15 protein-coding genes and 4 tRNA genes are annotated in these 16,420 nt (G+C 59.3%); 2 read left to right on the top strand and 17 right to left on the bottom strand.

Features of this window, described 5'->3' with window-relative positions:
- Positions 1-224: 224 nt before the first annotated feature.
- Both AB4O09_RS10875 and AB4O09_RS10870 read right to left on the bottom strand, forming a co-directional pair.
- Positions 225-497 carry a hypothetical protein gene (locus tag AB4O09_RS10875; RefSeq protein WP_003203821.1) on the bottom strand — a complete coding sequence of 91 codons (273 nt, stop codon included), beginning with the start codon at positions 495-497 and terminating at the stop codon, positions 225-227.
- 246 nt (positions 498-743) lie between these two features.
- Positions 744-1,259 (bottom strand): hypothetical protein, encoded by a 516-nt coding sequence (locus AB4O09_RS10870; RefSeq protein ID WP_230494370.1) that lies wholly within the window; start codon positions 1,257-1,259, stop codon positions 744-746.
- 973 nt (positions 1,260-2,232) lie between these two features.
- Between AB4O09_RS10870 and AB4O09_RS10865 the strand changes: the two genes are divergently transcribed.
- Complete coding sequence (locus AB4O09_RS10865) at positions 2,233-3,090, top strand: AraC family transcriptional regulator (protein WP_375538597.1); 858 nt, start codon at positions 2,233-2,235, stop codon at positions 3,088-3,090.
- A gap of 219 nt (positions 3,091-3,309) precedes the next feature.
- Here the strand turns inward: AB4O09_RS10865 and AB4O09_RS10860 are convergent, their stop codons facing one another.
- From AB4O09_RS10860 to AB4O09_RS10850, 3 genes are all read right to left on the bottom strand, one after another.
- Positions 3,310-3,651, bottom strand: a complete 342-nt coding sequence (locus AB4O09_RS10860; RefSeq protein ID WP_123351038.1) for a hypothetical protein — start codon at positions 3,649-3,651, stop codon at positions 3,310-3,312.
- Between the two features lie 546 nt (positions 3,652-4,197).
- A complete protein-coding gene (locus AB4O09_RS10855; protein ID WP_460108182.1) occupies positions 4,198-4,842 on the bottom strand; it encodes a hypothetical protein in 645 nt (214 codons plus the stop codon).
- Positions 4,843-4,925: 83 nt separating this feature from the next.
- A tRNA-Val gene (locus AB4O09_RS10850) sits at positions 4,926-5,002 on the bottom strand.
- Between the two features lie 183 nt (positions 5,003-5,185).
- On the opposite strand from AB4O09_RS10850, the gene AB4O09_RS10845 reads away from it, so the two are divergent.
- The gene (locus AB4O09_RS10845) at positions 5,186-6,469 is read left to right on the top strand and encodes an NAD(P)/FAD-dependent oxidoreductase (RefSeq protein ID WP_027912980.1); all 1,284 of its coding nucleotides are present in this window, start codon (positions 5,186-5,188) and stop codon (positions 6,467-6,469) included.
- A 232-nt stretch (positions 6,470-6,701) separates the two neighbouring features.
- Here AB4O09_RS10845 and AB4O09_RS10840 read toward each other — a convergent pair.
- The 12 genes from AB4O09_RS10840 to truA form a co-directional block, all read right to left on the bottom strand.
- A tRNA-Asp gene (locus tag AB4O09_RS10840) sits at positions 6,702-6,778 on the bottom strand.
- A gap of 90 nt (positions 6,779-6,868) precedes the next feature.
- Positions 6,869-6,945 (bottom strand) — tRNA-Asp (locus tag AB4O09_RS10835).
- A gap of 58 nt (positions 6,946-7,003) precedes the next feature.
- Positions 7,004-7,079 (bottom strand) — tRNA-Val (locus AB4O09_RS10830).
- Positions 7,080-7,182: 103 nt separating this feature from the next.
- Positions 7,183-7,956 carry an SDR family oxidoreductase gene (locus AB4O09_RS10825; protein WP_003203835.1) on the bottom strand — a complete coding sequence of 258 codons (774 nt, stop codon included), beginning with the start codon at positions 7,954-7,956 and terminating at the stop codon, positions 7,183-7,185.
- Positions 7,953-9,164 carry an O-succinylhomoserine sulfhydrylase gene (locus AB4O09_RS10820; protein WP_003203837.1) on the bottom strand — a complete coding sequence of 404 codons (1,212 nt, stop codon included), beginning with the start codon at positions 9,162-9,164 and terminating at the stop codon, positions 7,953-7,955. Before AB4O09_RS10820 ends, AB4O09_RS10825 begins: the two co-directional genes overlap by 4 nt.
- Positions 9,165-9,222: 58 nt before the next feature.
- Complete coding sequence (gene purF / locus AB4O09_RS10815) at positions 9,223-10,728, bottom strand: amidophosphoribosyltransferase (protein ID WP_003203840.1); 1,506 nt, start codon at positions 10,726-10,728, stop codon at positions 9,223-9,225.
- A gap of 41 nt (positions 10,729-10,769) precedes the next feature.
- Positions 10,770-11,330, bottom strand: a complete 561-nt coding sequence (locus AB4O09_RS10810; protein ID WP_003179770.1) for a CvpA family protein — start codon at positions 11,328-11,330, stop codon at positions 10,770-10,772.
- 89 nt (positions 11,331-11,419) lie between these two features.
- Positions 11,420-12,100: an SPOR domain-containing protein gene (locus tag AB4O09_RS10805; protein WP_003203843.1), complete on the bottom strand. Its 681-nt coding sequence runs from the start codon at positions 12,098-12,100 to the stop codon at positions 11,420-11,422.
- Positions 12,084-13,391 (bottom strand): bifunctional tetrahydrofolate synthase/dihydrofolate synthase, encoded by a 1,308-nt coding sequence (gene folC / locus AB4O09_RS10800; RefSeq protein ID WP_460108181.1) that lies wholly within the window; start codon positions 13,389-13,391, stop codon positions 12,084-12,086. Before folC ends, AB4O09_RS10805 begins: the two co-directional genes overlap by 17 nt.
- Complete coding sequence (gene accD / locus AB4O09_RS10795) at positions 13,388-14,308, bottom strand: acetyl-CoA carboxylase, carboxyltransferase subunit beta (RefSeq protein WP_003203847.1); 921 nt, start codon at positions 14,306-14,308, stop codon at positions 13,388-13,390. Before accD ends, folC begins: the two co-directional genes overlap by 4 nt.
- A gap of 252 nt (positions 14,309-14,560) precedes the next feature.
- On the bottom strand, positions 14,561-15,193 hold the full coding sequence (locus AB4O09_RS10790; protein WP_027912979.1) for a phosphoribosylanthranilate isomerase: 633 nt from the start codon (positions 15,191-15,193) through the stop codon (positions 14,561-14,563).
- Positions 15,194-15,256: 63 nt separating this feature from the next.
- Complete coding sequence (gene truA / locus AB4O09_RS10785; protein WP_003203852.1) at positions 15,257-16,081, bottom strand: tRNA pseudouridine(38-40) synthase TruA; 825 nt, start codon at positions 16,079-16,081, stop codon at positions 15,257-15,259.
- Between the last annotated feature and the right edge of the window lie 339 nt (positions 16,082-16,420).

The following is a 16,420-nucleotide window of genomic DNA, read 5'->3' as shown; positions in this document are numbered from 1 at the left end:
CAGGGGGTAGTGTTGCGGGGGGAGTTTGTATCAGGAGAGGCGCCGGTCAGTTTCACAAGGTGTGTTTGGTGTTCGCTTACCCTGAATAAGCTCGCCTCTCGCGCGTAGGGGACTGGGGACAGACCACGGTTTAGAGTTCACTTGTAATCGGACCGTCTCATAATCGTAGTCCGTCCCCAGTTCTCCTTTTGCGAAACGGGCGGCTTATAAGTCGCCCGTCTTCATTATTCCGCCGCCTGCGCCCGCAATCGTCTTCCAATCACATCCATGACATCACAACCATCACGTAACGATGTGGTCAGCAATTTACAAAAATCCGTCAGCACCACCGTGTCTGAGCTGATGTCCGAGCGAAACGCGATATTTTCCAAGACTTGGGTCACCGTGCGGATGCGGTAATCGGCGGTTTCGAAAAGGACGTCCAGAGGCGCTTCGGTGTCGATGAGCAGGGTCGCGGGGATGCAGTCGATGCCGGTGATGGGCATGTATCGGGTCATGAGCAGTACCTTCATTCAATTGATTTAGGAGCAGGAGCTTCTGCGCTTCATTCAATCGAGTCGCCAAACCCGAATCGCCATCTGTGCGACACAAAGACAATAAGTTGCATACCCAAATGCTGCAATGCGCTCGTTTCCGAGGTTTGTGTAGGAATTTGCGTCAATGCCTCTCGCGGCGCTCGTTTGAGCCCTTATAGCAGCGCTGCCGCGAGTTCTAAAGATATCTTCTGGCGTGACGCTTCGTGTTTAGCTCTTGAAAAGCTCATTGCACCGGGTACACCACCCTTCAGCTGCGCTCCGGCTCATTGGAAAACGGAGGAGAGGATGACTTGTATCGGCAACCGTCAAAACCAGTGAGAATCCTATGAATCTACGCCGAATCTCGTCGGCTGGAACGCTCATGCCTGCCCCATCGACTATTTGAATAACGCCGCCCGACACCATGCTGTCAATCTGTTGCCACTCGCACTGCCAGCCTGTTACCCACGTGAAGTCTCGAATTTGATAGTCGCCGGTGGTGCTTTGGCATTGAGCGAGTTTCTTGTTGGAGAGGTCAAAGACAAAAAATAGGGGACTTGGATAGCCGAGCAGCTGCGTAGCGTCAAGGCTCAGACCTTCTTTTAGGTTGATGGATGCTACAAGTGCTTTTGCTCGTCTCTTGCGCCGTATCAAGTGCCATATGGCGAGGCAAAAAATAGAAACAGAAGCCAGGAAGAGCTGACGTCCTTCGACTGAAAGCTTATCGGGCCAAAACTCTATCATGCCCCACAAGAGTCCTATCGTCGTAAGCCCCGATAACCAAGCGGCGGGGATCACTATACTGTTAGCGAGGCTAGCTCCGAGCGTCCTCAAACAGCTTGTCATACTGCATCCAATATCATTTATAGAAGAACTCGTAGGTTATCACTCACAGAGCGCTGACTTATAGGACTTGGCCCGCAATGCGCGGGTACGTGCCTTGAACTGGGCTTCGTTTGTTTTTTTACGCTAGGAACCTCACCGCTGGCCGGCTAACCTATTCAGTCTTCCAGAGCCATCATCGACGTATGCAAATACGCCCATAAACGCGGCTGGCTAGAGGGCAAGCTGTTGCTGTTGGTTGAGTACTTTCCGCCGACATGGCGAGCGATTAACAAGCGCCTGTTTTCATACTCGACGTAATTACGGGGAACCGGGGAAACACCACGACTCTGAGTTCACCTGTAATCGGCCCGTCTCACAATCGTGGCCTGTCCCTGTTATTTCCCCGTCTTATCAAGCTGAACACGGCAGTTCACATAGGCGTCAGAGCCGGGTGTGGCCCCGTAGGACCGACACTGAGCGTCGTCCTTGGCAGCTTGCAGTTCTTTCGCAACTGCAAGATTCTTCAGGCTTTCCTGCCGGACGGTATAACCCTTGGTGCCGGGCAGGCAGTCGTCCCACGCAATGAGTCCTGTTGCACAGTCCAAGGGGTGATTGGCACACCCAGTTAGTGCGAACAGTGAGGCCACTATGACCAATGCCTTCATGATTATCGTCTCTGTGTGATCTGCCTAAGGTATCTGGCAACATTGCAGAAAGCCATCACGCACACCGGCATCGTTGCAGAGCGCGGGGGCCGAGATTCATCGCCTTGGAAGAGATCGCACGTACCAACCCAAAACGTGCTTGAGCAAACGCGGCTAGGCGCGTTCACGTCGCTATAGTCGACTCTATTGCCGACCGTACTTCCAGGAGCCTTTTCCCAGTGTCTGACATGTCGCCCAACTTCGCTTACACAAAACGCTTCAACGCCGTCCTCGCCTACATTAATGAGAATCTCGAAGGTGATCTGTCGGTGAATACGTTGAGCCATGTGGCGAACTTTTCGGCATTTCACTTTCATCGACAATTCACCGCGTTCGTAGGCGTGCCTGTTTCACGTTATGTGCAACTGATGCGATTACGACGCGCGGCGCACCGCCTAGCCGCCGCTGATCACTCGGTACTGGAGGCCGCACTCGGTGCCGGCTTCGAAAGTCCGGAGGCATTTTGCAGGGCGTTCAGGCGGGCGTTCGGTATGACGCCGAGTGCGTTCAGGAAGGAGCCGAACTGGCAGGTCTGGAATGCGGTGTTCGCAATCCCTCATTTTTCCAGGACTATCATCATGCAAATACGAATCGTGCAATTCCCTGAAGTCAGGGTCGCAGCATTTGAACACTGCGGGCCCGCCGGGCTCGTCAATGAGAGCGTGCGCAAGTTCATCGAGTGGCGTAAGCAGAGCGGACAGTCGCCGGTGGCGTCGAGTCGCAGCTTTGGCATTCCCTATGGCAACCCCGATACGACACCTGCGCAGGAATTCCGCTTCGCAATCTGCGGCGAAATTCACGAGGCCGTGGCGCCGAATGAGTTCGGCGTGCGCGAAATCGTCATTCCCGGCGGTCGCTGTGTCGTGGTGCGACATGAGGGGTCACCGGATCACATCGGCGAAACGATCTATCCGATTTACCGCGATTGGCTTCCTGCCAGTGGAGAGGAACTTCGTGACCAGCCGCTGTTCTTCCATTACCTGAGCATCTATCCCGAGACACCGCAGGATCGCTGGCAAACTGATGTGTATATTCCGCTGCAATAGCGGAGCAAGCAGCTTTCGACCCTGAACTGACGTCGGATGGAAAAGTGGAAAAGTGGAAAAGTGGAAAAGGGGACGAATTTATTTTCTAGCCGGCAGCTAGTTGACCCAAGCGAATCCATTCGATGGAAGCTCTCAGGGCAGCGAAGCAAAAAAAATCTGTCCCCTTTTCCCTCGTTTTCCCCTACACAGACCAGACGCAGATTCCTTGGACTGCGACCGTTATTTGGTGTCTTTCGGTGCGTAGCTTGGACAGAGGTACTTCATTGCTGAAGAGTCCCCAGCCGCGTGTATTTGGATCGCCATGATTTCATCCTGAAGGGACGGGTCAGCATCGACTTTAGCAATTTCTTTCTTTAGTTCTGAAGTTACCCCACGATCTGGCACGCTCAGCAAATTCTGCAGCGAGTAGTTCATCTCGGGCTTCTGCTCCGCACACATGCGGCCGATCGCAACGGCAGTGACAGCAATAAAGTGATCGTCATTGGTCGGAAAAGAAATTTGTCCAACGCTACTGAGCGCAACGAAAACCAGCAGGAAACCACTCTTTTGAATCAAACGCATATGTGAATTTCCCCTAAAAAGATAACCGCTTTATAGCAGCCGAAACACGAGAGGAAAAACGAGAAAAGGGACAGATTTATTTTCTAGCCGGCTGCTCGTTGAACCGAGCGAATCCATTCGATGGAAGCTCGCAACGCAGCGAAGCAAAAGATAAATCTGTCCCCGTTTTCCTCGTCCCCGTTTTTCTGTTGGCCTCGATGACACCAAGCTTGTCGCTGACCATTCCCGTTAGGTACAGAGCGCAGGCCACAGCCGTGAGGAGGAAAATCGTCCAGGAGCGCCAGTTGGTCAGGTCGCCTTATGCCACCAACTCGCAACCACGGCCCCAATGAGGCCCGCTATCACCCAATCGATCTTCTCGAGCAGGCGATTCAGTTACTCCCCGTTCTCTTCCTGCCTGGTTCTGCGATCTGTCGGCTTCAGAATGTATTCGCACAAAACCTGAAGTCGCCGTCTTTATTCGCCACAACGAGAAAGCCCCGATCAAAATCGGGGCTTTCTCGTTTCTGCCAGACGCAAAACCCGCTCGACGGCGGGCTGTGCTTATCAGTTCTTGCAGACCACCTGCGGAGCCGCAGCATGCGTCAGCTTTTGGGGAATCACAATCGAAGTGCCAGGCAAAGTGGTAAGTTCGAGAACCGCCAACATGCAAATCAGCGCTGGCTCGCCATCTTTGCTTGGTCTGCCATGCACCCCTACCACCGCTTCGTAGTCTTTCCCTGGTTCCAGCTTGTAAACGAGCGCCTGGCCACCACAGGTCAGGTAAGAGCTGCCGTTGCCCGCAATGGTCGCGCCCCGGGTTGCAATTTGGAATGGCAGATCCGTCCTGACGCGATACTCGGTCACGACCTCTTTGTAAGCCCCTTCCCCCATCCGAATTGCAGGGATGTACTGGATAAGACTGGGCCAAACTCTTTTCGGTATGCCAATGCTCGCCGACTTCAGGGGATACTGCGGATAGTTGATGCTCGCCGTACCGTCCTGCCCGAAACGTCCGGCTTCAGCCATCTTATGCCGGGTAGCAGGAGCACAACTGCCAACGACGCTATCTCCGTACACATCAGAGTTCGTGATAACGCGAACACGCGCCACTCCCTCTGATTGAGCAGGCTCTTCGTATGGAACTGAAGGTATTCCAGAGCAACCAGCGAGTGCTAAAGCAAGAAAAGTTACGGAAGTGACAACCCGCATGACCATGTCCTTATGTGCGCCAACAAAAAAGGGCCCACCTTTCGGTGAGCCCTTCTAGACCGCCCAGCAGAGCGGATTTTGTTTGGTAGGCGCGATTGGACTCGAACCAACGACCCCCACCATGTCAAGGTGGTGCTCTAACCAACTGAGCTACGTGCCTGCTGTGAGGCGGCATTCTACGGAATTCCGGAGGGGTGTCAACACCTTTTTTTCACCTAACCCTATGAATATGCAAAATATTTAATTTCGCCAAGGCAACGAAGATTTTGCGGTGGCTGGCGGCCGATTTTTATCTCGGGTAGGATCGCTGCATTCGTAAAAAATATAAAACAGAGGTTGCAGAATGGCGAACACATCCTATCCAGCGTCCTATTACGCCGCGTCGGCCAACCCGGTTCCTCCGCGCCCTGCCCTGCAGGATGACGTCGAGACGGATGTTTGCGTGATCGGCGCTGGTTACACCGGCCTGTCCTCTGCACTGTTTTTGCTGGAGAACGGTTTCAAGGTCACCGTGCTTGAGGCCGCGAAGGTCGGTTTTGGGGCTTCGGGTCGCAATGGCGGGCAGATCGTTAACAGTTATAGCCGCGACATTGATGTGATCGAACGCAGCGTTGGCCCTCAACAGGCGCAGTTGCTAGGCAACATGGCGTTCGAGGGTGGACGGATCATTCGCGAGCGAGTGGCGAAGTATCAGATTCAGTGTGATTTGAAGGACGGTGGTGTATTCGCCGCCCTTACCGCTAAACAGATGGGCCACCTGGAGTCGCAGAAGCGTTTATGGGAGCGATTCGGGCATACCCAGCTGGAGCTGCTGGATCAGCGGCGTATTCGCGAGGTGGTGGCTTGCGATGAGTATGTGGGCGGCATGCTCGATATGAGCGGCGGGCATATTCATCCGCTCAACCTGGCCTTGGGCGAAGCGGCGGCTGTGGAGTCGCTGGGCGGGGTGATTTATGAGCAATCGCCAGCAGTGCGCATCGAGCGGGGTCCCAGCCCGGTTGTGCATACGCCACAGGGCAAGGTCAGGGCCAAGTTCATTATCGTGGCGGGCAATGCTTACCTGGGCAATCTGGTGCCAGAGCTGGCGGCCAAATCCATGCCTTGTGGTACGCAGGTGATTGCCACCGCGCCGTTGGGCGATGAACTGGCTCATAGCCTGCTGCCTCAGGATTATTGCGTCGAAGACTGCAACTATCTGCTCGATTACTACCGACTGACGGGCGACAAACGTCTGATCTTCGGGGGCGGCGTGGTGTATGGCGCTAGGGATCCGGCGAACATTGAGGCGATCATTCGGCCGAAGATGCTCAAGGCCTTCCCGCAGCTCAAGGATGTGAAGATCGATTACGCCTGGACCGGAAATTTCCTGCTGACGTTGTCGCGTCTTCCGCAGGTCGGGCGGCTGGGGGATAACATTTATTATTCCCAGGGCTGCAGTGGCCATGGCGTGACGTATACACATCTGGCGGGTAAGGTCCTAGCTGAGGCGCTGCGAGGTCAGGCTGAGCGTTTTGATGCGTTTGCGGACCTGCCCCACTACCCCTTCCCCGGCGGTCAGTTGTTGCGTACGCCATTTGCGGCGATGGGGGCTTGGTATTACGGGTTGCGGGATAAATTGGGGTTCTGAGAACGACAACACATCACCAAAGGGCTGCTTCACGCAGCCCAGCGGGGCGGTGCGACGTTTCGCTAAATCCCCTCGCCACAAGCAAGCTCCCTCGCCACTGGCTTGTTCCAATCTTTCAAATCGCAAAAACAAAAAACCCCGGTCTTTCGACCAGGGTCTTTGCTATCGACTAGAAGTAGCTTTGCAGCTTGCTTCTTAGCTTCAAGGCGTTCAGTGGGCCTCGAAGCAGATATGGCGCAGCGGACGGGACTCGAACCCGCGACCCCCGGCGTGACAGGCCGGTATTCTAACCGACTGAACTACCGCTGCGTATCGCTATGGACTTGCGTCCAGTTAACTCGTCTGATCCAAACCCTTGGGCTTGAATCTCGAACCAGGCGAAGCCTGCTTCGGAAAATATGGCGCAGCGGACGGGACTCGAACCCGCGACCCCCGGCGTGACAGGCCGGTATTCTAACCGACTGAACTACCGCTGCGCGTCGGTGGAGGCTTTTGACAGCTTCCGTCTTGCTTTCGCAAAACTCTCGTAAAACATGGTGGGTGATGACGGGATCGAACCGCCGACATTCTGCTTGTAAGGCAGACGCTCTCCCAGCTGAGCTAATCACCCTTTGCTTCGTTGAGGCCGCGAAATTTACGCAGGTACCGAAGCTAAGTCAATAGCAGGGTTGAAGTTTTTTCAAAACAGTTTCAAACGGCACCCGCAACCGCACTTACGTATAAATCATTTTCTTGGTCATGCCGCCGTCCACCACGAACTCCTGCCCCGTGACAAAACCGGCATTGCGCGACAACAGCCACGCCACCATCGCCGCCACATCCTCTACCGTGCCTACCCTGCCCGCTGGATGCTGGGCGTGATCGGCGTCGGTCAGCGGCTGTGCACGACGCTGGGAGGGATCGCGCGCGTCGATCCAGCCAGGACTGACGGCGTTGACCCGGATCTCCGGCCCGAGGCTGATTGCCAGGGCATGAGTCAGGGCCAGCAAGCCGCCCTTGCTCGCCGCATAGGCTTCGGTGTCGGGTTCCGATTGCGCAGCGCGGGTCGAGGCCAGGTTGACGATGGCGCCGTTGTGAGCGCGCAGATACGGCGCGCAGTGCTTGGCCAGCAGCATCGGCCCACCCAGATTCACCGCCAGGACCCGATTCCAATAGGCCAGGTCCAGGCTTTCCAGAGTGATGTTGTGCGGGTCGGCGATGGCCGCGTTGCACACCAGCGCGTCGAGCCGCCCGAACTGCCCGAGCACCTCGGCGATACCGGTGGCGACCTGCGCCTCGTCCGCCACGTCCATGGCGATAAACCAGGCATTGTCGCCCAGGGTCTTCGCCACCTTGGAACCGCGCTCGCGGTCCAGGTCGGTCAGCACCACCTGCCAGCCTTCACAGATCAACCAGGCAGCGATACCCAGGCCGATGCCCCGTGCGGCGCCCGTAACCAGTGCAACCCGGCCATGAGTGCCGCTCGGCGGCGTAGCCAGCTCGATCACAAGGCCGCCAACCCGCGGGCCAGGTCGACTTGCAGGTCAGCCACGTCTTCCAGGCCGACCGCAACGCGGATCAGGCTGTCACGAATACCCGCCGATTCACGCTCCTGGGGCGACAGGCGACCGTGGGACGTGGTGCTCGGGTGGGTGATGGTGGTCTTGGTGTCACCCAGGTTGGCGGTGATGGAAATCAACCGGGTCGCGTCGATGAAGCGCCAGGCGCCCTCCTTGCCCCCCTTGACCTCAAAGCTCACCACCGCGCCGAAACCACGTTGCTGACGCAAGGCCAGGTCATGTTGTGGATGGCTCTTGAGGCCGGCGTAATGCACTTTCTCGATGCCATCCTGCTGCTCCAGCCACTCAGCCAAGGCCTGGGCATTGGCGCAATGGGCTTTCATGCGCAGGCCGAGGGTTTCCAGGCCCTTGAGGAAAATCCAGGCGTTGAACGGGCTGAGGGTGGGGCCTGCGGTGCGCAAAAAGCCCACCACTTCCTTCATCTGCTCGCTACGACCGGCCACCACGCCACCCATGCAACGGCCCTGGCCGTCGATGAACTTGGTCGCCGAATGCACCACCACGTCCGCACCCAGCTTCAGCGGTTGTTGCAGCGCCGGGGTGCAGAAGCAGTTATCGACCACCAGCATGGCGCCCTTGGCGTGGGCGATTTCCGCCAGCGCGGCGATGTCCACCAACTCGGCCAGGGGGTTGGAAGGCGACTCGACGAACAGCAGCTTGGTATTGGCCTTGATTGCCGCATCCCAAGCGGACAGGTCCGCCAGGGGCACGTAATCGACTTCCACGCCAAAGCGCTTGAAGTACTTTTCGAACAGGCTGATGGTCGAGCCGAAGACGCTGCGCGACACCAGCACGTGGTCGCCAGCGCTGCACAGGCTCATCACCACGGCCATGATCGCGGCCATGCCGGTGGCAGTGGCCACGGCTTGCTCGGCGCCTTCCAGGGCGGCGATGCGCTCCTCGAAAGCCCGCACGGTCGGGTTGGTGTAGCGCGAGTAGACGTTGCCCGGCACTTCGCCAGCAAACCGTGCGGCTGCATCGGCAGCGGTGCGGAACACGTAGCTGGAGGTGAAAAACATCGGATCGCCATGTTCGGCTTCCGGTGTACGGTGCTGACCCGCGCGAACCGCCAGGGTATCGAACGCTACGCCCTCAAGGTCGCTGTCCAGCCGACCGGCATCCCAATCCTGACTCATGCTGTCACTCCTGAAATCGGTTTAAACGCAAACCGGCCCCTCAGGGCCGGTTGGTTAATCAATTGTTGTACAGATCGATGATCGCGCTGACCGCCTGAGTCTTGGCCTTGGACGCATCGTTACGTGCGTTCTCGATCTTGTTCAGGTAGGCCTCGTCGATGTCGCCGGTGACGTACTTGCCGTCGAATACCGCGCAATCGAAGTGCTCGATCTTGATCTTGCCGCCACCGACCGCTTCGATCAGGTCCGGCAGGTCCTGGTAGATCAACCAGTCGGCACCGATCAGGTCGGCCACGTCCTGGGTGGTACGGTTATGAGCGATCAGCTCATGGGCACTCGGCATGTCGATGCCGTAGACGTTAGGGTAGCGCACAGCCGGGGCCGCAGAGCAGAAATACACGTTCTTGGCACCGGCTTCACGGGCCATCTGGATGATCTGCTTGCACGTGGTGCCACGCACGATGGAGTCGTCCACCAGCATCACGTTCTTGCCGCGGAATTCCAGTTCGATGGCGTTGAGCTTCTGGCGTACGGACTTTTTCCGTGCAGCCTGGCCCGGCATGATGAAGGTCCGGCCGATGTAGCGGTTCTTCACGAAACCTTCGCGGAACTTGACGCCCAGGTGGTTCGCCAGCTCCAGGGCCGCAGTGCGGCTGGTGTCCGGGATCGGGATGACCACGTCGATGTCATGATCCGGACGCTCGCGCAGGATCTTGTCGGCCAGTTTTTCACCCATGCGCAGGCGGGCCTTGTAGACCGAGACGCCGTCGATGATCGAGTCCGGACGCGCAAGGTAGACGTGTTCGAAGATGCACGGGGTCAAGGACGGGTTGGTCGCGCACTGACGGGTGTGCAGCTTGCCGTCTTCAGTGATGTAGACCGCTTCGCCCGGGGCCAGGTCGCGAATCAGGGTGAAGCCCAGCACGTCCAGGGACACGCTTTCGGAGGCGATCATGTATTCGACGCCTTCGTCGGTGTGACGCTGGCCGAACACGATCGGGCGGATACCGTGGGGATCGCGGAAACCGACGATGCCGTAGCCGGTGATCATCGCCACCACCGCATAGCCGCCGACGCAACGGTTGTGCACGTCGGTCACGGCGGCGAACACGTCTTCTTCGGTAGGCTGCAGCTTGCCGCGCTGGGCCAGCTCGTGAGCGAACACATTGAGCATCACTTCCGAGTCGGAATTGGTGTTGACGTGGCGCAAGTCAGATTCGTAGATCTCCTTGGCCAGTTGTTCGACGTTGGTCAGGTTGCCGTTGTGCGCCAGGGTGATGCCGTACGGCGAGTTGACGTAGAACGGCTGGGCTTCAGCCGACGTCGAGCTGCCCGCGGTCGGGTAGCGCACGTGGCCGATACCCATGTGACCGACCAGGCGCTGCATGTGGCGCTGGTGGAACACATCACGCACCAGGCCGTTGTCCTTGCGCAGGAATAACCGGCCGTCATGGCTGGTCACGATACCGGCAGCGTCCTGGCCGCGGTGCTGGAGCACGGTTAGCGCGTCATACAGCGCCTGATTGACGTTCGACTTACCGACGATACCGACGATGCCACACATGCGACGCAACCCCTACTTAATGGATCTGAACTGAACAACACTTACTGCGGCGTTTTGGCCATCGGCAAGAGGTGTTCCTTGAACGGTATTTCAGCGGGTACGCTGATACCGCTGGCAAGCCACTGACTGCTCCAACCCAGGATCAGGTTTTTGGACCAGTCTGCGACCAATAGAAATTGTGGCACGAGCCGGGACTCCTGCCACCACGTATCCTGCTGTACCGGCCCCAGGCTCAAGAGCCCGACGGCCACGACCACCAGCAACGCGCCACGCGCGGCGCCAAAGGCCATGCCCAGGAACCGGTCCGTCCCGGAAAGCCCGGTGACGCGAATCAGTTCGCCGATCAGATAATTGATCATTGCGCCAACCAGCAAGGTGGCGATAAACAAGATGGCACAGCCCGCGATCACGCGAGCCGACGGAGTTTCGATGTATCCGGCGAGGTACTGGGACAGCGAACCACCAAACATCCAGGCTACGACTCCCGCGATGATCCAGGTCAGCAGCGAGAGGGCTTCCTTGACGAAGCCGCGGCTCAGACTGATCAATGCGGAGATGGCGACGATCGCAACGATCGCCCAGTCAACCCAGGTAAATGGCACGGTGCAGCCTACAGACGGATAAGGCGGCGCATTTTAGCAGAGCGCAGGGCTGTCGGTAAGCTGCACGATTCAAATCAGCTAAATCGCTGTCAGCCGCGCTCTGGCTGGAAGCGCACCACAAAACCCTTGAGGTTCTGCTGGCGGCTGAGCAGATCACGCAGGCGGTCGGCTTCGGCACGCTCGATCAGCGGGCCGACAAACACCCGATTCTTGCCATCGGCGGAACGGATGTAGGCGTTGTAGCCCTGGCTGCGCAGGGTTTTCTGCAAGTTCTCGGCACTTTCGCGACTGGTCAGGCTGGCCAGTTGCACCGACCAACTGACCGACAGGCCATTGGCATCCACGCGACTTTGCGTGGTGTCCGGCTTGGTCGTGGCGGCAGTAATCGGCTGGCTTGGGGCCGGCTTGACCGCTGGAGCGGCCGGAACGGGGGCTGGAGCCGGAGCGACTGACGGCTTGTTCGGTGCGGCAGGCGCAGGCGTTGCGGGTGCAGGTGCAGGCGCAATCGGCATCGACGGCGCCGACTGCTCGGCCAGCTCCTCGTCGCTCGGGACAGGTTCCTGAGGCAATGCCTGGGGCTCGGGCACCGCCACCGGTTCAACCTGCACAGGCGGTACCGAAGGCGCCTGGGGCGCGGCTGGCGCGTCAACCGTGACCTGGCGTTGCTCGTCCTGACGGGAAAACAGCATCGGCAGGAAAATCACCGCCAAGGCCACCAACACCAGGGCCCCGACCATGCGCTGCTTGTACGCCTTATCCAGCAATGCCATCTGCAGCCTCCTCCGTGGAGCGCCGGGCCAACCATTGAAGGACCTCGGCAACACAAAAAAATGATCCGAACAGCAGGATTTCATCATCGGCCGTCGCCAGGGCGCACTGCCCTTCCAAGGCATCGGCCACGCTAGCGTAGGCTTGCACTGAAGCGCCATGGCGCTGCAAGGCTTCCTGCAACTGCGCCGCGGTACGCGAGCGCGGCGAATCCAGTGGCGTCACCGCCCAATGCTGGACACTAGCACCCAACGCCTCGACAACGCCATCCAGATCCTTGTCGGACAGCAGCCCGAACACCGCCAGGCGCCGCCCCACCACGGGCCGCCGTGCCAGGCGCTCGGCCAGGTACTGCGCCGCGTGGGGGTTATGGCCGACATCCAGCAACAGGTTCAGACGCTTGCCTTGCCAATCGAACCGACGACGATCGAGGCGCCCGACCACACGGGTCGCCTGCAGCGCCTGGACGATTTGCCCGGCATCCCATGGCAAGCCCAGCAACAGGTAGGCCTGGAGCGCCAGGGCGGCGTTTTCCATCGGCAGGTCCAGCAAGGGCAGATCGTGCAATTCCACCGGATTGCCCTGCAGGTCGCTGCCGCGCCATTGCCAGTGCTGCTCGGTCATCGCCAGGTCGAAATCCCGCCCGCGCAGAAAGAACGGGCAGTTCAATTCGCGAACCTTGTCCAGCAACGGCTGGGGAGGATTGAGATCGCCGCAGAGCGCAGGCGCGCCCTGGCGAAAGATGCCGGCCTTCTCGAAGGCCACGGATTCGCGGGTATCGCCCAGGTAATCGGCATGGTCCACGCCAATGCTGGTGACCAGTGCAATGTCTGCGTCCACCAGGTTGACCGTATCCAACCGTCCGCCCAGGCCGACTTCCAGCACGACCGCATCGAGACCGGCACGGGCAAACAACCAGAACGCCGCCAGGGTGCCCATCTCGAAATACGTGAGGGTTGTATCGCCTCGCCCGGCTTCCACCGCGGCAAAGGCTTCGCACAGCTGGGCGTCAGTGGCTTCGACGCCGTTCACTTGCACCCGCTCGTTGTAGCGCAGCAGGTGCGGCGAGCTGTAGACACCGACGCTCAGCCCCTGGGCCCGCAGCAACGAGGCCACGAAGGCGCAGGTCGACCCCTTGCCGTTGGTGCCGGTGACGGTAATGACCCGGGGCGCCGGCTTGGCCAGTCCCATGCGGGACGCTACCGTTTGCGAGCGCTCCAGCCCCATGTCGATGGCCGATGGATGCAACTGCTCGAGGTAGGCAAGCCAGTCGCCCAGGGTGCGTTGGGTCATAGCCCGGCAGGCACTGGCGGAACCACGATCGGCTCGATCGGTGCGGCGACGAATTTCGGCGTCGGCAGACCCATCAATTGTGCCAGCAGGTTGCCCAGGCGCGGACGCAGCTCCTGGCGATGGATGATCATGTCGATGGCACCGTGCTCCAGCAGGAACTCGCTGCGCTGGAAGCCTTCCGGCAGTTTTTCACGCACGGTCTGCTCGATCACGCGCGGGCCGGCAAAGCCGATCAGGGCTTTCGGCTCACCGACGATCACGTCGCCCAGCATCGCCAGGCTGGCGGAAACACCACCGTAGACCGGGTCGGTCAGCACCGAGATGAACGGAATGCCTTCTTCGCGCAGACGCGCCAGCACCGCGGAGGTCTTGGCCATTTGCATCAGGGAGATCAGCGCTTCCTGCATCCGCGCACCGCCGGAAGCGGCGAAGCAGATCATCGGGCAACGGTTTTCCAGAGCGTAGTTGGCGGCACGAACGAAGCGCTCACCGACGATGGCGCCCATGGAACCGCCCATGAAGGAAAATTCGAAGGCCGAGACCACCACCGGCATGCCCAGCAGGGTGCCGCTCATGGATATCAGCGCATCTTTTTCGCCGGTCTGCTTCTGGGCAGCGGTCAGACGGTCCTTGTATTTCTTGCCATCGCGGAATTTCAGGCGATCCACTGGCTCCAGGTCGGCACCCAGCTCAACACGGCCTTCGGCATCGAGGAAAATGTCGATACGGGCACGCGCGCCGATGCGCATGTGGTGGTTGCACTTGGGGCAAACGTCCAGGGTCTTTTCCAGTTCGGGACGGTACAGCACCGCCTCGCAGGATGGACATTTGTGCCACAGACCTTCAGGCACCGAGCTTTTCTTCACCTCGGAACGCATGATCGAAGGGATCAGTTTGTCTACCAACCAGTTGCTCATGCTTTCTTTCTCCAGTACCGGCGGCCCGAACGCTTTGGTTCGCGGCCCCGCGTATGCCCTTGAGCTAAATTCATTGTGCGGCGAGTCGAGGGGCCGCCACGGTCAGTGCAAAACATGACCTGCGTGCAACCCAACCTTCCTCAGCCATCCCGGCAACCGCACGGCGGCTACCACTTCGCTATCGGCCCACCCGGAGGCGGCACCTGCCTGCTTTGTACAGTGCTGGTATGGACGGCGGCAGTCTGCCAGCCGTCACATTGACGACTGGCTACTGCGCACAGCGGCCATGAATGCACGAATCTTTGCAGGGTCCTTGATGCCCTTGCTCTGCTCCACACCTCCGCTCACGTCCACCGCGTAAGGGCGAACCTGGCGAATGGCCTGAGCCACGTTGTCCACGGTCAGGCCACCGGCCAGGATAATCGGTTTGTCCAGGCCTTGGGGCACCAGCGACCAATCGAACGCTTCACCGGTCCCTCCGGGAACGCCTTCCACATAGGTGTCCAGCAAAATGCCGCTGGCACCGGCGAAAGCTGCGCAACTGGCGGCAATGTCATCCCCGGCCTTGACCCGCAACGCCTTGATGTATGGGCGATGCCAGCCCTCGCAATCGGCCGGGGCCTCGTCGCCATGGAACTGCAACAAACCCAGCGGCACCGCATCGAGTATTTCGCCCAACTCGCAACGACCGGCATTGACGAACAGGCCCACCGAGGTCACGAACGGCGGCAGGGCCTCGATGATCGCCCTCGCCTGCTGCACCGTCACCGCGCGCGGGCTCTTGGCGTAAAACACCAGCCCGATGGCATCGGCCCCGGCCTCGACCGCCGCCAACGCGTCCTCGACGCGGGTGATCCCGCAAATCTTGCTGCGAACGACCGGCATGGTGGGTAAAACCTCAGGCAAATCCGTGAAAGTCCCGGATGGTAGCAAATGCTGCGGAGGGCGTCAGCCGTCGAGTTCCGAGAAGCCCGTGAGGAAATGTGGCCCGATGTAACGCTCCGGCAGCTCGAATTCATCGCGATATTCGACCTGTACCAGGTACAAGCCAAACGGGTGCGCCGTGACGCCACCGGAGCGCCGGATGCGACTGTCGAGCACTTCCTTGATCCACTCCACCGGCCGTTCGCCAGCACCAATGGTCATCAGCACGCCGGCAATGTTGCGCACCATGTGATGCAGGAACGCGCTGGCGCGGATGTCGAGCACGATCATCTTGCCGTGACGGGTCACGCGCAGGTGATGCAACTCTTTGATCGGCGACTTGGCCTGGCACTGGCCGGCACGGAAGGCGCTGAAATCATGGACGCCGACCAGGTATTGCGCGGCCTCGGCCATGCGCTCGACGTCCAGCGGGCGGTGATTCCAGGTGATTTCTTCGTTCAGGTGCGCCGGGCGGATCTGATCGTTATAGATCACGTAGCGATACCGCCGGGCGATGGCCTTGAAGCGTGCATGGAAGTGCGCCGGCATCACCTTGGCCCAACTGACGCTGACATCGTGGGGCAAGTTGATGTTGGCGCCCATCACCCAGGCCTTCATCGAGCGCTCGACCTGGGTGTCGAAATGCACCACTTGGCCGCAGGCATGCACACCAGCATCGGTACGACCGGCGCAATGCAGCGACACGGGCGAGTCGGCGACTTTGGACAGGGCGTTTTCAAGGGTTTCCTGCACAGTCAATACACCGGAAGCCTGGCGCTGCCAGCCACGATAGCGCGAGCCTTTGTATTCAACGCCCAAGGCGATCCGGAAAAAGCCGTCGGCCGCCATTTCGGCGGCCGGGTTGTCTATGTTTGCCAAGGAATTACAGCCTGCTGAGGTACGCAAAGGCGGGCATTATAAGGCCGATGGCTTGGGATGCCAGTCCGACGGGTGATCCTGTGTTGAATGAGCCGACGCTATCGCGAGCAAGCTTTGCTCCCACCACCCCCCCTGTGGGAGCCGAGCTTGCTCGCGATAGCGGTGGGTCAGCTTGCATTGATGTTGAATGTACCTTGGTCATCGAGAGCAAGCTTTGCTCCCACCGCAAATCCCCTGAGGGAGCGAGCCTGCTCGCGATGACGCCAGTCCAAACACCCGCAAAACCCGCCGCAAACAAAAACGGCAGCC

The organism is Pseudomonas sp. H1_F01 (genome assembly GCF_054681425.1).
Note: the sequence above shows the minus strand (reverse complement) of the source record. Positions and strands in the feature narration are given on the sequence as shown.

Bases quoted from the DNA above. Each gene is read 5' to 3' on its own strand.
- AB4O09_RS10875 (WP_003203821.1), bottom strand. From the start codon at position 497: ATGACCCGATACATGCCCATCACCGGCATCGACTGCATCCCCGCGACC.
- AB4O09_RS10870 (WP_230494370.1), bottom strand. From the start codon at position 1,259: ATGATAGAGTTTTGGCCCGATAAGCTTTCAGTCGAAGGACGTCAGCTC.
- AB4O09_RS10865 (WP_375538597.1), top strand. From the start codon at position 2,233: ATGTCGCCCAACTTCGCTTACACAAAACGCTTCAACGCCGTCCTCGCC.
- AB4O09_RS10860 (WP_123351038.1), bottom strand. From the start codon at position 3,651: ATGCGTTTGATTCAAAAGAGTGGTTTCCTGCTGGTTTTCGTTGCGCTC.
- AB4O09_RS10855 (WP_460108182.1), bottom strand. From the start codon at position 4,842: ATGCGGGTTGTCACTTCCGTAACTTTTCTTGCTTTAGCACTCGCTGGT.
- AB4O09_RS10845 (WP_027912980.1), top strand. From the start codon at position 5,186: ATGGCGAACACATCCTATCCAGCGTCCTATTACGCCGCGTCGGCCAAC.
- AB4O09_RS10820 (WP_003203837.1), bottom strand. From the start codon at position 9,164: ATGAGTCAGGATTGGGATGCCGGTCGGCTGGACAGCGACCTTGAGGGC.
- purF (WP_003203840.1), bottom strand. From the start codon at position 10,728: ATGTGTGGCATCGTCGGTATCGTCGGTAAGTCGAACGTCAATCAGGCG.
- AB4O09_RS10805 (WP_003203843.1), bottom strand. From the start codon at position 12,100: ATGGCATTGCTGGATAAGGCGTACAAGCAGCGCATGGTCGGGGCCCTG.
- folC (WP_460108181.1), bottom strand. From the start codon at position 13,391: ATGACCCAACGCACCCTGGGCGACTGGCTTGCCTACCTCGAGCAGTTG.
- accD (WP_003203847.1), bottom strand. From the start codon at position 14,308: ATGAGCAACTGGTTGGTAGACAAACTGATCCCTTCGATCATGCGTTCC.
- AB4O09_RS10790 (WP_027912979.1), bottom strand. From the start codon at position 15,193: ATGCCGGTCGTTCGCAGCAAGATTTGCGGGATCACCCGCGTCGAGGAC.
- truA (WP_003203852.1), bottom strand. From the start codon at position 16,081: ATGGCGGCCGACGGCTTTTTCCGGATCGCCTTGGGCGTTGAATACAAA.